We start from the raw sequence: 19,699 nt of genomic DNA on the forward strand, positions 1-19,699 counted from the left end.
AAAGTCGGCGAGCGAAGGTCAGGCAAGGCAAAAACAGGCGAGGAACGGTCGGAGTCGCGCCCGACTTTACTGGTGTAAATGAGCATTCCGAGCCTGTTTTTAACGCAGCATCACCGAGCGCAGCCACTTTTCGTACAAAGCCAAGTGGTAGGGTCTGCTCCCTCACCGAATACGAGGAAGCTTCAAATGCAATGGATCAAAGCATGTGCTGCACCGGCACTGCTGCTCATGATCAGCAGTGTCGCCGTTGCCGAGAGCAAGACGCCAGCTCTTGATAAAACCGTGCATGACGAAATCATGAGCGTCATGCAGCAGTACAACATTCCCGGAATGACCATTGCCGTCACCGACAATGGCCAGCGGCGTTTCTATGACTACGGGGTTTCGTCCAGAGACAACCAGGAGAAAGTCAGCAACGACACGCTGTTCGAACTGGGCTCGATCAGCAAGCTCTTCACCGCGACCCTCGCCACCTGGGCTCAAGCCAACGGCCAGCTTTCCCTGACCTCCAGCATCGACACCTATATTCCCCAGTTGTACGGCAGCCGGCTGGGCAAGGTGCCGCTCTTTCATCTGGGCACCCACACTGCCGGTGGCTTTCCACTGCAATTTCCCGAAACGATACGGGATAACGAGCAGATGATGAGCTACTTCAAGGCCTGGCAGCCCCAATACCTGCCCGGTGCTCACCGCAGTTACGCCAACCCCAGTATTGGCCTGCTGGGCATGATCGCGGCCAACCGCATGAAACTGCCGTTCAACGTCGCGATGGAGCAGCATCTGTACCCGGCACTGGGCATGACCAACAGCTACCTCGATGTGCCTGCCAACCGGCAGTCCTGGTATGCGCAGGGTTACAACAAGCAGAATGAGCCCGTCAGGCTCAATCCCGGTGTACTGGCCGCAGAAGCCTATGGCATGAAGTCCGGCAGCGGTGACCTGATCCGCTTTGTCGAAGCGAACATGGGCATGGTGCAGACGTCTCCCGCGCTGCAACGCGCCCTCGCGGACACCCGGATCGGCTATTTCAAATCAGGCTCCATGACCCAGGACCTGATCTGGGAGCAGTACACACTCCCTGTCAGACTGGAGACACTGCTCGAAGGCAACTCCAACAAGATGGCCTACGAAACCCGGCCCGCCACAGCCTTGAGTCCACCCCTTGCTGCGCAGCAAGACGTGTGGATCAACAAGACCGGCTCGACCAATGGCTTTGGTGGATACATCGCTTTTGTACCCGGCAAGAAACTCGGCATCGTGATCCTCGCCAACAAGAACTACCCCAATGAAGCACGGGTTCGCATCGCGTATCGCATCCTCAATGAACTGGGCTGCTGCTCGCTACCAAAGAGCTGAACAGCGCCCCCGGCAGGAGCGAATTCATTCGCGAAGATCAGGTACATCCGACAGATATATGTCGTTTGAAACACTGTCTTCGCGAATGAATTCGCTCCTACGGAGCACCGCTCTCACTACCTGAACCTGACCTGAACAGCATCGGCATCACCGGAAAAACCACTGGCTCTCATTCGGGAATGAGTATCATTATGTTACTTATTGTTTCAGCCAAACACCTCGCTGAAACATCTCACCCTGAAGCCTTTACCCCGGTGAACCATGCTTGTTCCGTTTTTGATCATGCTGCGCGAAGGCATTGAAGCCGCGCTTATCGTTGGCATCATCGCCAGTTACCTGAAACAGACCGGCCGCGGCGAGTGGATGCCTGCGGTCTGGATCGGCGTATTTCTCGCCGCCGCCCTGGCACTGTTCGTTGGCGGTGGCCTTGAGCTGATGAGCGCCGAATTCCCGCAAAAGCAGCAAGAGCTGTTCGAGGGCATCGTCGGCCTGATAGCGGTCGGCATTCTCAGTTCCATGGTGTTCTGGATGCGCAAGGTAGCCCGCTCCATCAAGCATGCCTTGCATGCCTCCCTGGACGCCGCCCTTGCCGGCTCGAAAAACCAGACTTACGCCCTGATCGCCATGGTGTTCTTCGCCGTGGCCCGCGAAGGCCTGGAAACCGTTTTCTTCCTGCTCGCCGTCTTCCAGCAGAGCGAAGGCTCCAGCGCGCCATTGGGCGCTCTGCTCGGCCTGCTGCTGGCCATCGGTTTCGGCGTGGCGATCTACAGCGGCAGCATGCGCCTGAACCTCAGCCTGTTCTTCCGTTGGACCGGGCTGTTCATCCTCGTGGTTGCTGCCGGGATTCTGTCCAACTCCGTGCAGGCACTGCATGAAGCCGGTGTGTGGAACCACTTGCAGGATGTGGTCATCGACTTCAGCGCAACCCTGCCGATGGACGGCCCGCTCGGTTCGATACTGGCTGGCATGTTCGGTTATCAGGACGCGCCCACCGTCAGCACCCTGAGTGCCTACCTGATCTACCTGATCGGTGCGCTGGTGCTGTTCTTTCTGCCCCACACCCCGACAGAAAAACAGCAGCACTCCCCCACTTCCGTCACAAACGAATAAGGGCCTACATGTCGAACCCTTCCTCTGAGCTTTCCGGTAAAGCCAGGCCTCCCCGTGCCTTGCGATTGGCAGTCGCCGGTTCTGTGATCCTGATGATCGCTGCCGGTGGACTCTTCTACTACGCCTCGCAAGTGGCCTCGAAAAAGCGTGCCGCCAATAGCGGCAACGAAACCGTGGTCAACATCCACGCCCACAACTGCGAACCCAACGCACTGACCGTGCCTGCGGGCAAGAATGCCTTTCGCATCGTCAACCGCTCCGAACGTGCCGTCGAATGGGAAATTCTCGATGGCGTGCTGGTGGTCGAAGAGCGGGAAAACATCGCGCCCGGCCTGAGCCAGGTGATCAATGCCAACTTGCAGCCCGGTGACTACGCCATCACCTGCGGCCTGCTGAGCAACCCGCGTGGCACCTTGCATGTCACCCCGACTGCCGAGTCTGAAGCCAAGGCAAAAGCGCGTCCGTCCATGGTGGCGTTTATCGGCCCGCTGTCCGAATACCGCGTGTACCTGAGCCAGCAAAGCTCGGCGCTGATCAAGGCCGTCAACGCTTTGCAACAGGCCATCGAAGCCGGTGACCTGAGCGCAGCACAAGCAGCGTACACCCCGGCGCGCACGCTTTATCAGCGCATTGCCCCTGCCGCACAGCGCTTGGCCGAGCTGGACAACGCCATCAACGCCCGCGCCGACTACTACGAAAAACGCGAGCAAGACCCGGGCTTCGGCGGCTTCCATCGCATCGAATACGCCCTGTTCCAGCAACGCAACATCGAAGGCCTCGCCCCCGTGGCGCAGCGCCTGCAAACCGATGTCACCAGCCTCAAGCAGCAACTGCTGGCGCAGACCCTGGCACCGGAACAACTGGCCGATATCGTCGCCCGCAACATGCGCAGTCTGGCTGAAGTGCGCAGCAAGGGTGAAGAAGAGCGCTACAGCCACAGCGACCTCAATGGCTTTGCCGCCAATCTGGAAGGCACACGCAAGGTCATTGACCTGTTGCGTCCTCTGCTGGCCAAGAGCGCAGGCGCCCAGTTGCAGCGCATCGACAGCGCATCGAACGCTCTGGATGAACAACTCAAGGCACTGAAAACAGACGATGGCTATCGACCTTACGATCAGGTCGATGCAACGCAGCGTCAATCGATAGCCGACAAAGCCAAGGCTCTGGCCGATGCGCTCGACGGAATCGACTCGGCTCTCGGCCTCTCCGACCTCTGACAGATGTGAACAAGTGACTACGATGAAAAACCCGGAATCCGATAACGCGCCCCACTCCCTCCAGCGTCGCCGTGTTCTGCTGGGGCTGGGTGCCGCCGGTGCAGCACTGGCGGGCAGCAGCCTGAGCGGCAATGCTCTGGCCGCCTCCACCGCTCAGGTCACCGAAGCACCGAACAGCGACAAGACCCAGGACCACAATGCGTTCCACGGCATCCACCAGAGCGGCATCGTCAGCCCGCGTCCGGCCGCAGGCATGCTGGTGGCCTTCGATGTGCTGGCAGCCGATCGTGAAGACCTGGAGCGCATGTTCCGCACCCTCAACGAACGCATCGCCTTTCTGATGACCGGTGGCCCGGTGGCCGAGGTCGATCCGAAGCTGCCGCCGCTGGACTCGGGCATCCTTGGCCCGGTGGTCACCCCGGACAACCTGACCATCACGGTTTCGGTGGGCGAATCCCTGTTCGATGAGCGCTTTGGCCTGGCCTCGGTCAAACCCAAACGCCTGAGCCGCATGACAGGTTTCCCGAACGATGCGCTGGAGGCCAGCAGTTGCCACGGCGACCTGAGCATCCAGTTCTGCTCCAACACTCCCGACACCAACATTCACGCCCTGCGCGATATCGTCAAGAACCTGCCGGACCTGCTGCTGGTGCGCTGGAAACAGGAAGGCACGGTGCCGGCCCAGGCCCCCAAAAAGCCAGGCCAGCCAGCGGAAAGTGCGCGCAACTTCCTGGGCTTCCGTGACGGCTCGGCCAACCCGGATTCCAATAACCAGAAGACCATGAACGAACTGGTCTGGGTCCAGCCCGGCAGCGACGAACCCGCCTGGGCCGCCAATGGCAGCTACCAGGCGGTGCGGCTCATCCGCAACTTCGTCGAGCGCTGGGACCGCACGCCCTTGCAGGAACAGGAATCCATTTTCGGCCGCACCAAGAGCAGCGGCGCCCCCATGGACGGCAAGGTGGAAAGCGACGTGCCGAACTATGCAGCCGACCCGCACGGCAAGAAAACCCGTATGGACTCGCACATCCGCTTGGCCAACCCGCGCACGCCCGAAACCCAGCGCAACCTGATCCTGCGCCGTCCGTTCAACTACTCCAACGGCGTCAACAAGAACGGCCAGCTCGACATGGGTCTGCTGTTCATCTGCTACCAGAGCGATCTGGAAAAAGGCTTCATCACCGTGCAGACCCGCCTGAATGGCGAGCCGCTGGAGGAATACCTCAAGCCTTTCGGCGGCGGCTATTTCTTCACCCTGCCCGGCGTGACCGGCGACAAGGATTTTATCGGCCGCTCATTGCTGGCCGCAGCACCGACTGCCCAAACCGCATGACCCTCAATCACCTAACCCGGAAGAGCACCATGAAAAAGACGCCTCTGGCTTTGCTGCTGACCCTTGGCTTGCTTCAGACCCCACTGGCGGCTTTCGCCGCAACGGCGCCACTGGATCTGGTCGGCCCGGTTTCGGACTACAAGATCTACGTCACCGAAAACATCGATGAACTGGTCAACCACACCAAGGAATTCACCGACGCCGTCAAGAAAGGCGACATCGCCACGGCCAAGAAGCTCTACGCACCCACGCGGGTCTACTACGAGTCGGTAGAACCTATTGCCGAGCTGTTCAGCGACCTGGATGCGTCCATCGACTCCCGTGTGGACGATCACGAGCAAGGCGTTGAAGCCGAAGACTTCACCGGCTTCCATCGTCTGGAATATGCCCTGTTCTCGCAGAACACCACCCAGGACCAAGGCCCGATTGCCGACAAGCTGATGGCCGACGTGAACGACCTGCAAGCCCGCGTCGCCGACCTGACCTTCCCGCCGGAGAAAGTCGTCGGCGGTGCTGCCGCACTGCTGGAAGAAGTCGCCGCCACCAAGATCTCCGGCGAAGAAGACCGCTACAGCCATACCGACCTGTATGACTTCCAGGGCAACATCGACGGCGCGAAGAAAATCGTCGACCTGTTCCGCCCGCAGATCGAGAAACAGGACAAGGCTTTTGCCACCAAGGTCGACAAGAACTTCGCCACCGTGGACAAGATCCTGGCCAAGTACAAGACCAAGGATGGTGGCTTCGAGACCTATGACAAAGTGAAGGAAAACGACCGCAAGGCACTGGTCGGCCCGGTCAACACCCTGGCCGAAGACCTGTCGACCTTGCGCGGGAAACTGGGTCTGAATTGACATGGCGTGTAGGAGCGAATTTATTCGCGAAGGCCATTTTTCGCGAATGAATTCGCTCCTACAGGGGATATGGTGTTTGTTTAAATCCCGCTAAACCAGTTATACCCCTGATCTTCCCAATACCCGCCGGGATTCTCGTTGCTCACGACTATCTCGACGATATGCTTGGGGTTCTTGAAGCCCAGTTTGGTGGGCACCCGTACCCGCAGCGGGTAGCCGTAATCGGGCGGCAAGGCGACTTCGCCAAAGTCCAGCGCCAGCAGGGTCTGTGGATGCAGGGCCGTGGGCATGTCCAGGCTTGAGTAGTAACGGTCGGCGCACTTGAAACCAACAAAACGCGCCGTAGTGTCTGCACCGATATATTCCAGAAAAGTCCTGAGCGGTACGCCGCCCCACTGCCCGATGGCGCTCCAGCCTTCGATGCAGATCAAGCGCGTGATATCGGTGCGTTGCGGCAGTTTGCGCAGGGCTTCCAGCGTCCATGGCTGCTTGTCGCGCACAAGCCCCGACACCGCCAGCCGATAGTCGGACAGCTCCACTTCGGGCACGTTGTATTCCGGGTAAAAGGCATTGAACGGGAATGGATTGGTGATCTGCGCCTTGCTGTAGGTCGGTGCCAGTTTCTGGCCGTTGAACAACCAGGCCTGAACCCGGTCATTCCAGCGCGACATGGCCCACAGTGCTCTGTCCACCTGATCGCCATCCTGCAGATTGCAGCCGGTCAGCATCGACATGGCCCCCACCGTCAGCCCGGCGCGCAGGAACGAACGGCGCTGGATATCCACCAGTTGCTTCTGTTGTGCAGGCTCAAGACGGATGCGCTGGGTGATGCGTTTACGAGGTTCATTCATGGCCGGGGTTTCCGTTTTCAGCCGGCAGACGCCCGCCAGTAATCATGGGCAACAAGGTACGCGGGACCAGCACGACCAGTGCCAGGTGAACGATAACGAATGCTCCGATGGCCGCCATCGCGCCGAAATGCACCCAGCGGGCAGCGTCGTAGCCGCCCATCAGGCTGGCCAGTTCCTGAAACTGCACCGGTTTCCACAACGCCAGCCCGGACAACACGATCAACACCCCCATGGCCAGCACCAGCCAGTACATCAGGCGTTGCACGGCGTTGTAGCGGCCTTTGATATGGGCCAGACGAAAGCGCAAGGCATCGGCAATATCGCGCTTCACCTCGGCAGGACGCACCGGCAGCAAGTCGCGCTTGAAGTGGCGGCTGAACACGCCATACAGCACATAAACCAGGCCATTGATCACCAGCAGCCACATCACCGCAAAGTGCCAGGCAATCGAACCACCCAGCCAGCCGCCGAGGGTGAGCGATTTGGGAAAGGTAAAAGCCATCAGCGGCGCAGCGTTATAAATCGCCCAGCCGCTCATGAACATGCAGACCATGCCCACGGCATTGACCCAATGGGTCAGGCGCACGGGCCAGGGATGAATGGGACGGGTTTTCATGATTGTCCTCTCGTGCCGTGGGAGGTATGCCTTGACCGATAGGCAAACCGTAGGAGCGAATTCATTCGCGAAGAAACGTTTCGCGAATGAAACGGATCGCCGCCCGGTCGCTCCTACGCGCGTTCGATTACATCGGTGGGGTATACCCATCCTTGCCCACTGCAATCCCGCGAGCGGACTTGCCGTCATCGGCCGGGAACAGCACGATTTTCGCGCCCGCTTTCAACTCGCTGCGCTGGCCCGGCTCGACGTAGGCAATCGGCACATCTTCCGGCACCACCAACTGTTTCTCGCCGCCCTTGTACAGCACGCTCAAGGTACGGCCATTGGCTTTGGACAGGGTGCCCACCGTGCCGTTGGTCATGGTGCCGGTGCTGCCATCGGCGTTTTCCCAGCCGTAGTGGCCTTCGCCGCTGCCTTTGAGGCTGGCTTCGAATACGGTGACTTCCAGCGCCTTGAGCGTACCGTCGGCCTGAGGAATGGCTGCAGAGCCAACGAAGCTTTCCGGCTTGATGGTGTCCAGATCAGCCTTGGAAACCAGGCGGATACCGGTCTTTTCAGTCAGTTGAATGCTCTGGTGCTGGCCGGCACGAGTAGTGAAATTCAAGGTGTCGGCCTGAAGGCTCTCGACCGTGCCGCGCATCGGTTTGACCACCGGCAGATCAGCGGCCTGGGTCATGACGGCGGCACTGAGCAACAGCAGGCCGAAGGTAGTGGAAAGCGCAGTCTTCATCGGTTATTCCCTGGCAGATTGAATGGAGCGCCATCATTGCTCCGCTACCGGTACTGAAAAATGACCCGCCAATGACATTTTTGTCATTCTCGAAACCGGGCCGGTCAATGACAAAAATGTCACCGACTCGCGGCTGGCAACTGGGTAGACTGCCGGCACCGGCGCGATTGATGGCGCCAGCCAGAGTGTAGCCAGCGCAACAATGCATATCCTGCTGATTGAAGACGACACCAAAACCGGCGAGTACCTGAAAAAGGGCCTCGGCGAATCCGGCTACCAGGTCGACTGGGCTCAACACGGTGCCGACGGCCTGCACATGGCGCTGGAAAACCGCTACGACCTGATCGTGCTGGACGTGATGTTGCCCGGCATCGATGGCTGGCAGATCATCGAAGTACTGCGTGCAAAACAGGATGTGCCGGTACTGTTTCTGACCGCACGGGATCAGTTGCAGGACCGGATTCGCGGCCTGGAACTGGGTGCCGACGATTATCTGGTCAAACCCTTCTCCTTTACCGAACTGCTGCTGCGCATCCGCACCATCCTGCGCCGGGGCGTGGTGCGCGAAGCCGACCATTTCCATCTGGCCGATCTGGAGCTGGACCTGCTGCGCCGCCGCGTTACCCGCCAGCAACAGGTCATCGTCCTGACCAACAAGGAGTTCGCCCTGCTGCATCTGTTGCTACGTCGCGAGGGCGATGTGCTGTCCAGGGCACAGATCGCCTCCGAGGTCTGGGACATGAATTTCGACAGCGACACCAATGTGGTGGACGTGGCAATCAAGCGCCTGCGCAGCAAGGTCGACCTGCCCTACCCGATCAAGCTCATCCATACCGTGCGCGGTATCGGTTACGTCTGCGAGGTACGGCCATGCAACCCGGACGCCAGCCTTCCCTGACCCTGCGCTCGACCCTGGCTTTTGCCCTGGTGGCCATGTTCACCGTTGGCGGTGCGGGGTTGTATCTGTATCAGTCGATCAAGCAGACCGTCATGCAGCGCAGCGACCATGCGGTGCTCGCGCGCCTGGATCATTTTCGCAAACTGCTGCGCTATGACCTGACCCTGGACACCCTGAAGGGCAGCCCGCAGTTGTTCGAGAACATGCTCGACAGCGAAGAAGACATTTTCATCATTGGCGAACCGGGCAAGCCGCCGGTGATTGTGGTGAACCCGCAACGCGCTCCGCTGCCGGAGCTGCCGACGGTCGCTCAGGATCAGCCCCTCAGTGTCAGCGACCTGCGCAGCGGCATGAGCCTGCAAGGCGTACCACTGCGGGCGGCGTCGGTGCAGGCCATGTCCCATGGCGTCGAATTGCGCTTGCAGGCCGCGCACCTGATGGTCAAGGAAATGGCCATGCTCGCCAGTTTCCGTGAACGCATCTATGCCGCGATGACGCTGACTTTTGTACTGACGGCCTTGCTGGGTTATGTGCTGTTGCGACGCGGCTTGCGCCCGTTGCGGCAGATGGCAGCCCATGCGGCCGGTATCTCTCCGACCAGCCTGCACAACCGTCTCGATACCCGAAACACTCCGGTGGAGTTGCAACAATTGAGCGACGCCTTCAATGCCATGCTCGACCGGCTGGATGACGGCTATCAGCGCCTGACGCAGTTTTCCGCCGATCTGGCCCACGAGATCCGCACTCCGGTGGGTTCGCTGATGGGGCATTGTCAGGTCGCGTTGCGCCAGAATCGCAGCGTCGATGACTATCAAGCCTTGCTGGCCTCCAACCTTGAAGAACTGGAGCGAATTTCCCGGCTGGTGGAAAGCATCCTGTTCCTGGCTCGCGCCGACGAGGCTCAGGCGGTGCTGGAACGTCAACCACTTCAATTGCAGGACGAACTGCAACGGGTCACGGGCTATTTCGAGGGGCTGGCCGAAGAGCGGCAACTGGAACTGCATGCCAGCGGCCAGGGCAAGCTGGACGCCGACCCGATCCTGCTGCGCCGGGCCTTGAGCAATCTGGTCGCCAACGCTATCCGCTATGCCGACGAAGGCAGCCGGATTCTGGTACGAGTCGTGTCCCTCAAGCATGAACAGCGGATCGAAGTGGAAAATCAAGGCCCCGTCTTGCCTGCGGCAACTCTGGACCGATTGTTCGACCGCTTCTACCGGGGCGACTCGTCGCGCCATGAAAGCTCCGACTCCAACGGCCTCGGGCTGGCCATCGTCGCGGCGATCATGCATTTGCATGGAGGTCGCGTCGAAGTCGCGCAGCCAAAGGCCGGGAGAATCTGCTTCAGCCTGGTATTTACCGGTTAAGCCTTCTTGTCGTGGGCAATGGTCAGCTTGTAGAACGTAGCCGCGCCCCCTTCAGTCGTGTACCCGGTGTTGTCCTGGGTATAGACCCCCGCCTTGAAGTAGAACAGCTTGGTGCTCCAGGCCGAATCAAGGCTGGCGTTCCAGATATGGTCGTAGGCATTGACCGTGAGACTCCCGCCAGGCGTCAGGTGGATGCTGTAGCTGAAGCGCTCGTTGAGCGGAACACCCTGGGCAATCATGATGACTTCGATTTCTGCATCCGGGCTGCGTCGAAACTTGGCGACAATATTGCCGGTCTGCAACTTCTCCTTGAACTGGTACTCGACCTTGAGCAACGGCTCGGTGCTGCCGTAGCAGTGGATCTGGCCAATCACGATCTTGCCGCTCGAAGGCACCTGATTGACCGTCAGCGACGCACGCAGAAAATTGTCCGCACTCGAGTAAGCCCAGTTGTAGGCTCGACCATCCGCCGTGGTCTCGCGCAACTCGGTACGCGGGTACTTGGCATTTTCCGTGGTGGAGCCGGTAACCGGCGCCCAGAAAAACAGCGTGTTTCCTGAGCGAAAGTAACCATCCTGATAACCGCCCATAAGTTTGGGAGTATCGATGGTGGTGGCTGGCGTTCCGACGGGTACGGACAAATTCCAAGTGGCGAGGTCGATCATGGGGTTGCTCGCAAGGTGCGCAATTCGCACCGGCAGGATGGCTCTGGAACGGGCGTTCGGCGCCCGCTGGATTCGTCCTGACTATCGGCTGAATCGTTTCTTTTTTAAACACCGCCCAACGTTAAATTGGCGTCAAAAGAAAGTCATCAACACCCCAAAGCCACTACTTTGATGTTATTTGTATCCAAAGTTTGACAACTGCGATTTTTGCTCTAAGCGGCCATTCATTTGGAAATGATCACAAACGGATCGCGTCATTTTTTTGAATGGCCATCGCCAGAACGGCTGTTTTTTGCGGGAATTTACCGACAGACGGTAGCAATTATTTTTAAAAATCCAGGCACTTTTCACACCACGGACTGTCACGACGACCGTTCATCGCCTTTTGGGCACAGCAAAAGCCCCCGACCGCATCGCTTCCGGCGATAAATTTCCTGGGGATATAGGGGCCTCTCGCGAATGAATTCGCTCCTACTCAGTGAAGGGGCGACTTCAGTCGCGAGACGTCATTGAAGGCGATGGACTCTCTTGGGATATACAGGCCCCTCACGAATGAATCGGCTCCTGCTCAGACAGCACAAAGAGCCGGTTCAGGCAGGCGAATGAACACGGTGTAAGCCGCACCTTCCATCGCTTCAAAGGCAATCAGCTTCTCGACCAGAGCTTCGCTGAGCACCTTGCCGGCATTGAGCAACAGCATGCCGTTATCAGCGTTGAGGTTACGGGCCAGGACCATGCCGGCACTCAACTCACGGGGTTTCATGGCCTTGACCAGCGGATCGCCCAACGTGATATCCGAGCGGTAGACCGCGCAAGCCTTGATGAAACCTTCCAGCAAGCCGGGGTCATACCAGCGCCCGCTGTACTGGCGGATAAACACCAGCGCTTCATCACTGTTCATACGCCGCTGCAGGATCAGGCCATGCTGCAACTCGATGAAATCAACCGCCAGCTTGAGCAGACGCGAACCGAAGGGAATCGCCTCGCCCTTGAGCCGGTCCGGGAAACCCGTGCCGTCCCAGTGCTCCTGATGGTGCAGAATCAAGCGGGCTGCATCGCGCATGGGGTCCAGGGTCATGAGCAATGATTCGCTCTGTTTCGGGTAGTCCCGATAACGCTCACGCTCGGTGTGGGACAACTGGTCGACAGGCGCGCCGATCATGCTGTCGCTCCAGCCAAGCTTGCCGATATTGTGCAGCGCGGCCGCCATGCACAGGTCGCGTCGGCTGGCTTCGTCCAGCCCGTGAACCTGGCAGTAGGTGCGTACCAGATCGATGATTTGCCGGTTGGTCTGCTTGTCCGCCGGCAGGCGCTGATTGACCAGCAACGAGAAGACTTCGGTGGTCGTGGCATAGCTGTGCTTGAGTTCGTCGTAAGCCAGGTCGAGCATGTCGGCGGTCTGCTGCACCTCGCTCGTACGCGCCAGCACACGCTTTTCAAGCGTGGCATTGAGCAGTTGCAGCGCTTCGTTCTGATCGTGGGTCAGTTGCTCAAGGCGTTGCCGCTCGCGCTCGGAATGCTGATGGGCCAGGGACTGACGCAAGGTCAGCAGCATGTCTTCGTCATTCCAGGGCTTGCTGATATAGCGATGAATGCCACCTTCGTTGATCGCTTTGACGATCATGTCCAGGTCCGCATAACCGGTCAGCAGCAAACGCATGGTGCCGGGATAGAGCGCATGGATACGGGCCAGCAACGTCGAGCCGTCCATGTGCGGCATGCGTGCGTCGCTCATCACCAGATCGATGGGGTGTTGCGCCATGATGTTCAGGGCTTCTTCGCCGCTGGTGGCGCAGTGGATGGTGTACCCCTGGGTTCGCAACAGACGGCGCAGGCTGCTGAGAATCAGCTCCTCGTCGTCGACCAGAAGCACGTTGGGCTTGAATGCACCGGCAGAAACAGACTTGTCGTCCATCGCGAGTACCTCGCTCAGCGGTAGTGGCACATTTGTTCTTGTGAAGTGCCAGGTCATCATGCGCTTCGACCTTGCCCTGAGCATAGCTGGAACTCAAAAAATAGTGGCACTTTGAGATTAAATCCGATGAAAGCTCACCCGCAGCGCTATGCTCAAGTCAGTCAGGGACGCTTCCTGTCACCCACTCGACCGTTGCCGCAGGTGTGCCATGAAAATCCTGTCCAACCGACGCATCCTCCTGATCGACAGCACCCCCGCCACTCACGAAGACTTTCGCAAGGCGCTGGTCCCGGACAGCAGCGGTCAGGCGGATCTTTACCTGATCGAAGCCGCCCTGTTCGGCAATGACATGCCGATCATTACCCACCACTACCAGCTCGATTGTGTGTACGACGCAGAAGATGGCCTGTTCAGGGCACAGCAGGCGCTGGATGACGACCTGCCCTACGCACTGGCCTTTGTCGACATGCATCTGGCGGAAGATGTGCGGATCATCGAAAAACTCTGGCAGATCGACCCGCGCCTGCAAGTCGTGATCTGTGCAGCGCAGTCGGACTATTCATGGGAAACCCTGATAGACCGCCTGCAAGGCCATGACCGGCTGCTGACTCGCAAAAAGCCTTTCAACGATATTGAAGTCCAGCAACTGGCCCACGTGCTCACCACCAAATGGGAAATGACTGAACTGGCGTCCGTACAGATGGACCGGCTGGAGCAACTGGTCGAGCAACGAACCGAGGAACTGACCCGCACCAGCGAAGAGCTGCAACATCAGATCGACGAGCGCAAACACCTGGAAAGCCAGCTGGTGCAGTCGGAAAAACTGGCCTCGCTCGGGCAACTGGCAGCCGGGGTCGCCCATGAAATCAATAACCCGATCGGGTTCATCTCTTCCAACCTCGGCACCCTGGAAAACTATTTCGCCCAGGTGAAGGAAATGCTGCTGGCCTACCGCAACATCGAACAGGCCATCCCCGCAGGCCCTGAACGGGAGCAACTGACCGCCCTGCGCGAACGCATAGAACTGGATTACCTGATCGACGATATCCCGGTGCTGATCAGTGAATCCAAGGAAGGGATCGACCGCGCCGGGAAGATCGTCAAGGACCTCAAGTCATTCTCCCGGGCAGACAGCAACGAGCAGTGGCAGTGGGCGGACCTGCATCAAGGGATCGACTCGACGCTGAACATCGCGGCCAACGAAATCAAGTACAAGGCCGACGTGATCAAGGAATACGGCGATCTGCCGCAGATCGAGTGCCTGCCTTCGCAAATAAACCAGGTGGTCATGAACCTGGTGGTCAATGCGGCTCAGGCCATCGGCGACGAGCGCGGGCAGATCACCATTCGCAGCGGCCAGGAAGGCGACACGGTATGGCTACAGGTGACCGACAATGGCTCGGGCATGGCGCCGCAGGTCATGCAACGTATCTTCGACCCGTTCTTCACCACTAAACCCGTGGGCAAAGGCACCGGGCTAGGGCTGTCGCTCTCCTACGGCATCGTCAAAAAGCATGGCGGGAGCATCAGCGTCAAAAGCGAGGTGGGAGCCGGTACTTCATTCAAGGTCGTGCTACCGATCCATCAGGCCAAAACCGGCAGTTGACGCTGGATTCCACGACCGTCGGGAAATTTGCAGTTGACGGAAAGACTTTGTTACAGGATATTATTAGTTAGCAAGCTATTAATATCCTCGCTAACAATATCGCTCCTAACTAAATTTCCGGTTTTCCCATGTCACTCGATTCACTTCACAGAGCCATCAGCAGCGGCATGGTCGCAGCCTCCCGCCAATGGCGGCGCATCTGCCAGACCACGCTGTCCACGTACGGCATTTCCGAAGCCTGCGCAGGCCCGTTGCTGGCCATTGCCCGACTGGGCGACGGCGTGCATCAGGTGAAAGTGGCCCAGGCCGCCGGCATGGAAAGCCCGACACTGGTACGTCTGCTGGACCAGCTCTGCTCTGCCGGCATCGTCTGCCGTACCGAAGACCCCAGCGACCGCCGCGCCAAGGCCTTGAGCCTGACCGAAGACGGCCGCAAGCTGGCCGGTGCAATCGAACAGGAACTCACTCGCCTGCGCGCCGATGTGCTCAAAGGCATCGACTCCGCCGACCTCGAAGCCACCTTGCGCGTGTTCAAGGCCTTCGCCGATGCGGCTCACCCCGACAACGCAGGCCAGTCGTGAACGGCTTCTTCGCAGGATTTCCACCTGCCCGCGACTGGTTCTATGGCGTGCGCACCTTCGCCGCCGCCATGCTCGCGCTGTATATCGCCCTGATCATGGAAATGCCACGGCCGTACTGGGCCATGGCGACGGTCTATATCGTTTCCAGCCCGTTCGTCGGCCCCACCAGTTCCAAGGCGCTGTATCGCGCCCTCGGTACGCTGGCAGGTGCCGCCGCCTCGGTATTGCTGGTGCCGGTCTTCGTACAGACGCCTTTGCTGCTGGCCATCGTGATCGGCCTGTGGACTGGCACCCTGCTGTTTCTCTCCCTGCATCTGCGCACCGCCAACAGCTACGCGCTGATGCTGGCGGGCTACACCATGCCGCTGATTTCCCTGCCGGTGGTGGACAACCCGCAAGCCGTCTTCGAGATTGCCGTCTCGCGTACCGAAGAGATTTTCCTGGGCATCATCTGTGCCGCCGTGGTCGGTGCGATGTTCTGGCCTCGTCGCCTGAAACCGGTGTTCCAGGCCACGACTGAAAAATGGTTCAGCGATGCCAGCGCTTACAGCGAGCGGTTCCTGGGGCGCAGTGTTCAGGCCGAAGAAGTCGGCGCACTGCGCAACTCCATGGTCGGCAGCTTCAATTCGCTGGAGCTGATCATCAGCCAGTTGAGCCATGAGGGCGCGCGCAAACAGACCGTGCGCAACGCCATGGAATTGCGCGGACGCATGATTCACTTGCTGCCGGTGATCGATGCCCTCGACGACGCACTCTGGGCACTGGAGCGCCGCACGCCAGAGCTGCTGGCTAGCCTGTCGCCACTGCTGGTGGAAGCCCGCAACTGGCTGGGCAACACCGCCAAAGGTCCGCAACTGGAGCAATGGCAGTTGCTGCATCGCGAGCTGGAGCGCCTGCAACCGGATTCCGCACAACTGGATGAACGCGAGCAACTGCTGCTTTCCAACGCGCTGTATCGGCTGAGCGAATGGATCGACCTGTGGCTCGACTGCCGCACCTTGCAATACGCCATCGACACAGACGATCAATCGCCCTGGCGCGCTGTTTATCGGCACTGGCGTCTGGGTCGGCTTACGCCGTTTCTGGACCGTGGCCTGATGCTGTATTCGGTGGCATCGACGGTGCTGGCGATTATCGCCGCTTCGATGCTGTGGATACTGCTGGGCTGGAAAGACGGCGCCAGCGCGGTGGCTCTGGCCGCCGTGTCTTGCAGCTTCTTTGCTGCCATGGACGACCCGGCGCCGCAGATCTACCGGTTCTTTTTCTGGACCCTGCTGTCAGTGGTGTTCGCCAGCCTGTATCTGTTCGTGGTGCTGCCCAACCTGCATGATTTCCCGATGCTGGTACTGGCCTTTGCCGTGCCGTTCATTTGTGTAGGCACGCTGACGGTGCAACCGCGCTTCTTTCTCGGCACGCTGCTGACCATCGTCAACACCTCGTCCTTCATCAGCATCCAGAGTGCTTATGACGCCGACTTTCTGAACTTCCTCAACGCCAATCTGGCAGGGCCTGCCGGCCTGTTGTTCGCCTTTATCTGGACGCTGGTGTTCCGCCCGTTCGGTGTCGAGCTGGCGCTCAAGCGCCTGACCCGCTTCAGTTGGCGCGACATCGTGAGCCTGAGCAAACCGGCCACCCTGGCCGAACACCGGCACATGGGCGTGCAGATGCTCGACCGCCTCATGCAGCAACTGCCGCGCCTGACCGTTACCGCCCAGGATTCCGGCATTGCCCTGCGCGAATTGCGGGTCGCCCTCAACATCCTCGATCTGCGGGCTTATACGCCGCGTGCCACCGCCGTTGCCCAAGGCTTGCTGAATCAGGTGGTGGATGAAGTCGGCAGCTATTTCAAAGCCTGTATCAAGGCAGACGAACGCTTGCCAGCGCCCAAAGGCTTGCTGATGACCATGGACCGGGCGCGTCGCTCGCTGACCGATCAATGGATGGGCCAGGACCCGGCGCGCATTCACCTGCTGCATGCCTTGAGCGGCCTGCGCCTGGCGCTGTTGCCAGGCGTCGAGATCGTCAGCGTTGCCGGGGAAACGACCGAACAACCGCCCTATGGCATCGATGGAGCACCGTCATGATTGGTGATCTGGATATCAGCGGCATCTTCGTGCCCACCTTCCTGGCGCTGATGGGCATCGCCTATCTGCTGTTTCTCGGGGTGCATGCGTTGCTGTCGCGTGCCCACTTCTACCGCCTGGTATGGCACCGGGCTTTGTTCAACGTAGGTCTATACGCTTTGTTGCTCGGCGCCGTGGATACTCTCAGTCGATACCTGATGACATGAAAAAACCATTACTGACTTTGGGCCGTGTGGTCCTGACCCTGCTCGTTGTACTGCTGGCCACCGTCGTCGTCTGGCGCATGGTGATGTATTACATGTATGCACCCTGGACCCGTGACGGGCATATCCGCGCCGACATCGTGCAGATCGCCCCGGACGTGTCCGGCCTGATCCAGAAAGTCGACGTGGGCGACAACCAGCAGGTCAGCAAAGGCCAGGTGTTGTTCACCATCGATCAAGACCGCTTCCAGCTGGTCTTGCGTCAGGCGCAGGCAACGGTTGCCGAGCGCCAGGAAACCTGGGAGCAGGCGCGCCGCGAGAACAAGCGCAACCGTGGCCTGGGTAATCTGGTGGCCCGCGAGCAACTGGAAGAAAGCCAGTCCCGCGAAGCCCGCGCCCTGTCGGCCCTCAATGAAGCAAAGGTGGCAGTAGATGCCGCGCAGCTGAATCTGGATCGCTCGGTGATTCGCAGCCCGGTGGACGGCTATCTCAACGACCGCGCGCCGCGTCCCCATGAGTTCGTGACGGCAGGCCACGCCGTATTGTCGGTGGTGGATACCGCGTCCTTTCACATCGATGGCTACTTCGAGGAAACCAAGCTGGACGGCATTCATATCGGCCAGAGCGTGGACATCCGCGTGGTCGGCGACAACGCACGCCTGACTGGCCATGTGGTGAGCATCGTCGCCGGTATCGAAGACCGCGACCGCACCAGCGGCTCGAACCTGCTGCCCAACGTCAACCCGGCGTTCAGCTGGGTGCGTCTGGCGCAGCGCATTCCGGTGCGTATCGCCTTTGACGAGGTGCCTTCGGACTTCCGCATGATCGCCGGGCGCACCGCCACGGTATCGATCATCGACGACCGTCAGGGAGCGGCACAATGAAACACGCCACGCACATGGCCACGCTGGGGTTGGGTTTACTGTTGTCGGCCTGCCAGATGGTCGGGCCGAACTACGAGCTCCCCAAGGACGGCGCGATCAATCGCCCGGACCTGCAAGGTGAACTGGCGGGCCAGTCGGTCAATACCGTTTCGGCACCAGTGCCGGAACACTGGTGGCGTCTGTATAAGGACCCGCGACTCGATGAACTGGTGCAACAGGCCATGGCCTCCAACACCGACCTGCGGGTCGCCGCCGCCAACCTGCAGCGCGCCCGCTATCAAACGGCCGAAGCCCGGGCCGCCGGTGGTTTTACCAACAGCGCAACAGTCGGTGTCCAGCGCTTGCAGGAATCGGGTGAAGCCTTTCTGCTGGCCGACAAGGTACCGGTCGCCAATGTCGGCGATGTGGGGCTGACCACGTCCTATCAGTTCGACCTGTTCGGGACCTTGCAACGCGGTATCGAAGCCGCCCAGGCCAATATCGATGCCAGCCAGGCCGCCGCCGATACTGCACGCATCACCCTGGTGGCCGATGTCGTGCGGGCCTACACGCAGATCTGCGCCGCCAATGAAGAACATGACATCGCTCAGGAGTCGCTGAACCTGCAACAACAGAGCGTGACCCTCAACCAGCGCCTGCGCGATGCCGGGCGCGGCGACGAAACCCAGGTCACCCGCTCACAGACGCAATTCAAATCCCTGCGCGCCGAGCTGCCACGCTACGAAGCCATGCGTCAGGCCGGGTTGTTCCGCCTGTCGATGCTGTTGGCCCGACCAGTGGAAAAACTGCCTGCCGGGGTCAGCACCTGCAACGAGTTGCCACATATTGCGCAAGTCATGCCGGTAGGCGATGGTGCAGCACTGCTCAAACGCCGCCCGGATGTGCGTCAGGCAGAGCGGCATCTGGCCATGGCCACCGCGCAGATAGGCGTCGCCACAGGCGAGCTGTACCCGGACATCAGCATCGGCGCGACCATCGGCAGCATCGGCATCCTCGAAAACCTCGGTAAACCGGCGGCCAATCGCTGGGGTTTTGGCCCGCTGCTGAACTGGACCGTCCCGTCCAATGGCTCACGTGCCCGCATCCATCAAGCCGAAGCCTCGACCCAGGCAGCACTGGCGCGCTTCGATGGCGTGGTCCTCAATGCCATTCGCGAAACCCAGACCGGCCTTGCGCAATACACCGCCCTGCTGGACCGCCGCGATGCCTTGAAAGATGCCGAACAATCGGCACAGGAAGCCGCCGACCAGACCCACCGCTTCTACAAGGCCGGCCGTGCCTCGTTCCTGGCAGACCTTCAAGCCACCCGCACCTACACCGACGTCCGCGCACAACTGGCGGCGGCCAATACCCAGGTGGCCATGGGGCAGATTGATCTGTTTCTGGCATTGGGTGGGGGTTGGCAATAAGGTCAGTATCATTGTGCAGG

At 59.9% G+C, this 19,699-nt stretch carries 18 protein-coding genes and 1 pseudogene; 14 read left to right on the forward strand and 5 right to left on the reverse strand.

All coding sequences use genetic code 11. The annotated features are described in order from the left end of the window. The first annotated feature begins 186 nt into the window (after positions 1-186). The 5 genes from ampC to efeO (Q6A51_RS05860) all read left to right on the forward strand — a co-directional run bounded on the left by ampC (position 187) and on the right by efeO (Q6A51_RS05860) (position 5,870). Entirely contained in the window at positions 187-1,356 is a 1,170-nt protein-coding gene (ampC, locus tag Q6A51_RS05840) for a class C beta-lactamase (RefSeq protein ID WP_304574331.1), read from the forward strand. Between the two features lie 261 nt (positions 1,357-1,617). After that, the gene (efeU, locus tag Q6A51_RS05845) at positions 1,618-2,466 is read left to right on the forward strand and encodes an iron uptake transporter permease EfeU (RefSeq protein WP_304574332.1); all 849 of its coding nucleotides are present in this window, start codon (positions 1,618-1,620) and stop codon (positions 2,464-2,466) included. Positions 2,467-2,474: 8 nt separating this feature from the next. Then, positions 2,475-3,683 carry an iron uptake system protein EfeO gene (gene efeO, locus Q6A51_RS05850; protein ID WP_304574333.1) on the forward strand — a complete coding sequence of 403 codons (1,209 nt, stop codon included), beginning with the start codon at positions 2,475-2,477 and terminating at the stop codon, positions 3,681-3,683. 22 nt (positions 3,684-3,705) lie between these two features. Then, positions 3,706-5,016 carry an iron uptake transporter deferrochelatase/peroxidase subunit gene (efeB, locus tag Q6A51_RS05855; RefSeq protein ID WP_304574334.1) on the forward strand — a complete coding sequence of 437 codons (1,311 nt, stop codon included), beginning with the start codon at positions 3,706-3,708 and terminating at the stop codon, positions 5,014-5,016. Between the two features lie 29 nt (positions 5,017-5,045). Continuing rightward, entirely contained in the window at positions 5,046-5,870 is an 825-nt protein-coding gene (efeO, locus tag Q6A51_RS05860; RefSeq protein ID WP_304574335.1) for an iron uptake system protein EfeO, read from the forward strand. Positions 5,871-5,950: 80 nt separating this feature from the next. Here the strand turns inward: efeO (Q6A51_RS05860) and Q6A51_RS05865 are convergent, their stop codons facing one another. The 3 genes from Q6A51_RS05865 to Q6A51_RS05875 all read right to left on the reverse strand — a co-directional run bounded on the left by Q6A51_RS05865 (position 5,951) and on the right by Q6A51_RS05875 (position 8,070). Further along, positions 5,951-6,721 carry a molybdopterin-dependent oxidoreductase gene (locus Q6A51_RS05865; RefSeq protein ID WP_201018468.1) on the reverse strand — a complete coding sequence of 257 codons (771 nt, stop codon included), beginning with the start codon at positions 6,719-6,721 and terminating at the stop codon, positions 5,951-5,953. Then, positions 6,714-7,337 (reverse strand): cytochrome b/b6 domain-containing protein, encoded by a 624-nt coding sequence (locus tag Q6A51_RS05870; RefSeq protein ID WP_201018467.1) that lies wholly within the window; start codon positions 7,335-7,337, stop codon positions 6,714-6,716. Before Q6A51_RS05870 ends, Q6A51_RS05865 begins: the two co-directional genes overlap by 8 nt. A 127-nt stretch (positions 7,338-7,464) precedes the next feature. Next, positions 7,465-8,070: a hypothetical protein gene (locus Q6A51_RS05875; RefSeq protein ID WP_025260836.1), complete on the reverse strand. Its 606-nt coding sequence runs from the start codon at positions 8,068-8,070 to the stop codon at positions 7,465-7,467. Positions 8,071-8,272: 202 nt separating this feature from the next. Between Q6A51_RS05875 and Q6A51_RS05880 the strand changes: the two genes are divergently transcribed. After that, positions 8,273-8,968 (forward strand): heavy metal response regulator transcription factor, encoded by a 696-nt coding sequence (locus Q6A51_RS05880; protein WP_201004637.1) that lies wholly within the window; start codon positions 8,273-8,275, stop codon positions 8,966-8,968. Then, complete coding sequence (locus Q6A51_RS05885) at positions 8,941-10,332, forward strand: heavy metal sensor histidine kinase (protein WP_304574336.1); 1,392 nt, start codon at positions 8,941-8,943, stop codon at positions 10,330-10,332. Before Q6A51_RS05880 ends, Q6A51_RS05885 begins: the two co-directional genes overlap by 28 nt. On the opposite strand, the gene Q6A51_RS05890 is transcribed toward Q6A51_RS05885, so the two are convergent. Then, on the reverse strand, positions 10,329-10,997 hold the full coding sequence (locus tag Q6A51_RS05890; RefSeq protein ID WP_201018464.1) for a polysaccharide lyase family 7 protein: 669 nt from the start codon (positions 10,995-10,997) through the stop codon (positions 10,329-10,331). The two genes, Q6A51_RS05885 and Q6A51_RS05890, sit on opposite strands and share 4 nt — an antisense overlap. A gap of 568 nt (positions 10,998-11,565) precedes the next feature. Beyond that, positions 11,566-12,912 carry an HD domain-containing phosphohydrolase gene (locus tag Q6A51_RS05895; RefSeq protein WP_201018599.1) on the reverse strand — a complete coding sequence of 449 codons (1,347 nt, stop codon included), beginning with the start codon at positions 12,910-12,912 and terminating at the stop codon, positions 11,566-11,568. Between the two features lie 793 nt (positions 12,913-13,705). On the opposite strand from Q6A51_RS05895, the pseudogene Q6A51_RS27460 reads away from it, so the two are divergent. From Q6A51_RS27460 to Q6A51_RS05925, 7 genes and pseudogenes are all read left to right on the forward strand, one after another. Then, a pseudogene (locus tag Q6A51_RS27460) lies at positions 13,706-13,792 on the forward strand (hypothetical protein); the annotation flags it as partial. 57 nt (positions 13,793-13,849) lie between these two features. Beyond that, positions 13,850-14,518: an ATP-binding protein gene (locus Q6A51_RS27465; RefSeq protein ID WP_374063412.1), complete on the forward strand. Its 669-nt coding sequence runs from the start codon at positions 13,850-13,852 to the stop codon at positions 14,516-14,518. Positions 14,519-14,646: 128 nt separating this feature from the next. Next, positions 14,647-15,099, forward strand: a complete 453-nt coding sequence (locus Q6A51_RS05905; RefSeq protein WP_201004643.1) for a MarR family winged helix-turn-helix transcriptional regulator — start codon at positions 14,647-14,649, stop codon at positions 15,097-15,099. Continuing rightward, the gene (locus Q6A51_RS05910; protein ID WP_201018462.1) at positions 15,096-17,183 is read left to right on the forward strand and encodes an FUSC family protein; all 2,088 of its coding nucleotides are present in this window, start codon (positions 15,096-15,098) and stop codon (positions 17,181-17,183) included. The genes Q6A51_RS05905 and Q6A51_RS05910 overlap by 4 nt, the downstream gene beginning before the upstream one ends. Beyond that, entirely contained in the window at positions 17,180-17,389 is a 210-nt protein-coding gene (locus Q6A51_RS05915) for a DUF1656 domain-containing protein (protein WP_201004645.1), read from the forward strand. The genes Q6A51_RS05910 and Q6A51_RS05915 overlap by 4 nt, the downstream gene beginning before the upstream one ends. Beyond that, on the forward strand, positions 17,386-18,270 hold the full coding sequence (locus tag Q6A51_RS05920) for an efflux RND transporter periplasmic adaptor subunit (protein ID WP_201018461.1): 885 nt from the start codon (positions 17,386-17,388) through the stop codon (positions 18,268-18,270). The genes Q6A51_RS05915 and Q6A51_RS05920 overlap by 4 nt, the downstream gene beginning before the upstream one ends. Next, the gene (locus Q6A51_RS05925) at positions 18,267-19,679 is read left to right on the forward strand and encodes an efflux transporter outer membrane subunit (RefSeq protein WP_304574337.1); all 1,413 of its coding nucleotides are present in this window, start codon (positions 18,267-18,269) and stop codon (positions 19,677-19,679) included. The genes Q6A51_RS05920 and Q6A51_RS05925 overlap by 4 nt, the downstream gene beginning before the upstream one ends. Positions 19,680-19,699: the final 20 nt, after the last annotated feature.

The sequence above is a fragment of the Pseudomonas serbiensis genome (genome assembly GCF_030580745.1).
GTDB classification, from domain to species: domain Bacteria; phylum Pseudomonadota; class Gammaproteobacteria; order Pseudomonadales; family Pseudomonadaceae; genus Aquipseudomonas; species Aquipseudomonas serbiensis.

Bases quoted from the DNA above. Each gene is read 5' to 3' on its own strand.
- efeU (WP_304574332.1), top strand. From the start codon at position 1,618: ATGCTTGTTCCGTTTTTGATCATGCTGCGCGAAGGCATTGAAGCCGCG.
- Q6A51_RS05915 (WP_201004645.1), top strand. From the start codon at position 17,180: ATGATTGGTGATCTGGATATCAGCGGCATCTTCGTGCCCACCTTCCTG.
- Q6A51_RS05865 (WP_201018468.1), bottom strand. From the start codon at position 6,721: ATGAATGAACCTCGTAAACGCATCACCCAGCGCATCCGTCTTGAGCCT.
- efeO (WP_304574333.1), top strand. From the start codon at position 2,475: ATGTCGAACCCTTCCTCTGAGCTTTCCGGTAAAGCCAGGCCTCCCCGT.
- Q6A51_RS05925 (WP_304574337.1), top strand. From the start codon at position 18,267: ATGAAACACGCCACGCACATGGCCACGCTGGGGTTGGGTTTACTGTTG.
- ampC (WP_304574331.1), top strand. From the start codon at position 187: ATGCAATGGATCAAAGCATGTGCTGCACCGGCACTGCTGCTCATGATC.
- Q6A51_RS05870 (WP_201018467.1), bottom strand. From the start codon at position 7,337: ATGAAAACCCGTCCCATTCATCCCTGGCCCGTGCGCCTGACCCATTGG.
- efeB (WP_304574334.1), top strand. From the start codon at position 3,706: ATGAAAAACCCGGAATCCGATAACGCGCCCCACTCCCTCCAGCGTCGC.
- Q6A51_RS05920 (WP_201018461.1), top strand. From the start codon at position 17,386: ATGAAAAAACCATTACTGACTTTGGGCCGTGTGGTCCTGACCCTGCTC.
- Q6A51_RS05880 (WP_201004637.1), top strand. From the start codon at position 8,273: ATGCATATCCTGCTGATTGAAGACGACACCAAAACCGGCGAGTACCTG.
- Q6A51_RS05875 (WP_025260836.1), bottom strand. From the start codon at position 8,070: ATGAAGACTGCGCTTTCCACTACCTTCGGCCTGCTGTTGCTCAGTGCC.
- Q6A51_RS05895 (WP_201018599.1), bottom strand. From the start codon at position 12,912: ATGGACGACAAGTCTGTTTCTGCCGGTGCATTCAAGCCCAACGTGCTT.
- Q6A51_RS05905 (WP_201004643.1), top strand. From the start codon at position 14,647: ATGTCACTCGATTCACTTCACAGAGCCATCAGCAGCGGCATGGTCGCA.
- Q6A51_RS05890 (WP_201018464.1), bottom strand. From the start codon at position 10,997: ATGATCGACCTCGCCACTTGGAATTTGTCCGTACCCGTCGGAACGCCA.
- Q6A51_RS27465 (WP_374063412.1), top strand. From the start codon at position 13,850: ATGCTGCTGGCCTACCGCAACATCGAACAGGCCATCCCCGCAGGCCCT.
- efeO (WP_304574335.1), top strand. From the start codon at position 5,046: ATGAAAAAGACGCCTCTGGCTTTGCTGCTGACCCTTGGCTTGCTTCAG.
- Q6A51_RS05885 (WP_304574336.1), top strand. From the start codon at position 8,941: ATGCAACCCGGACGCCAGCCTTCCCTGACCCTGCGCTCGACCCTGGCT.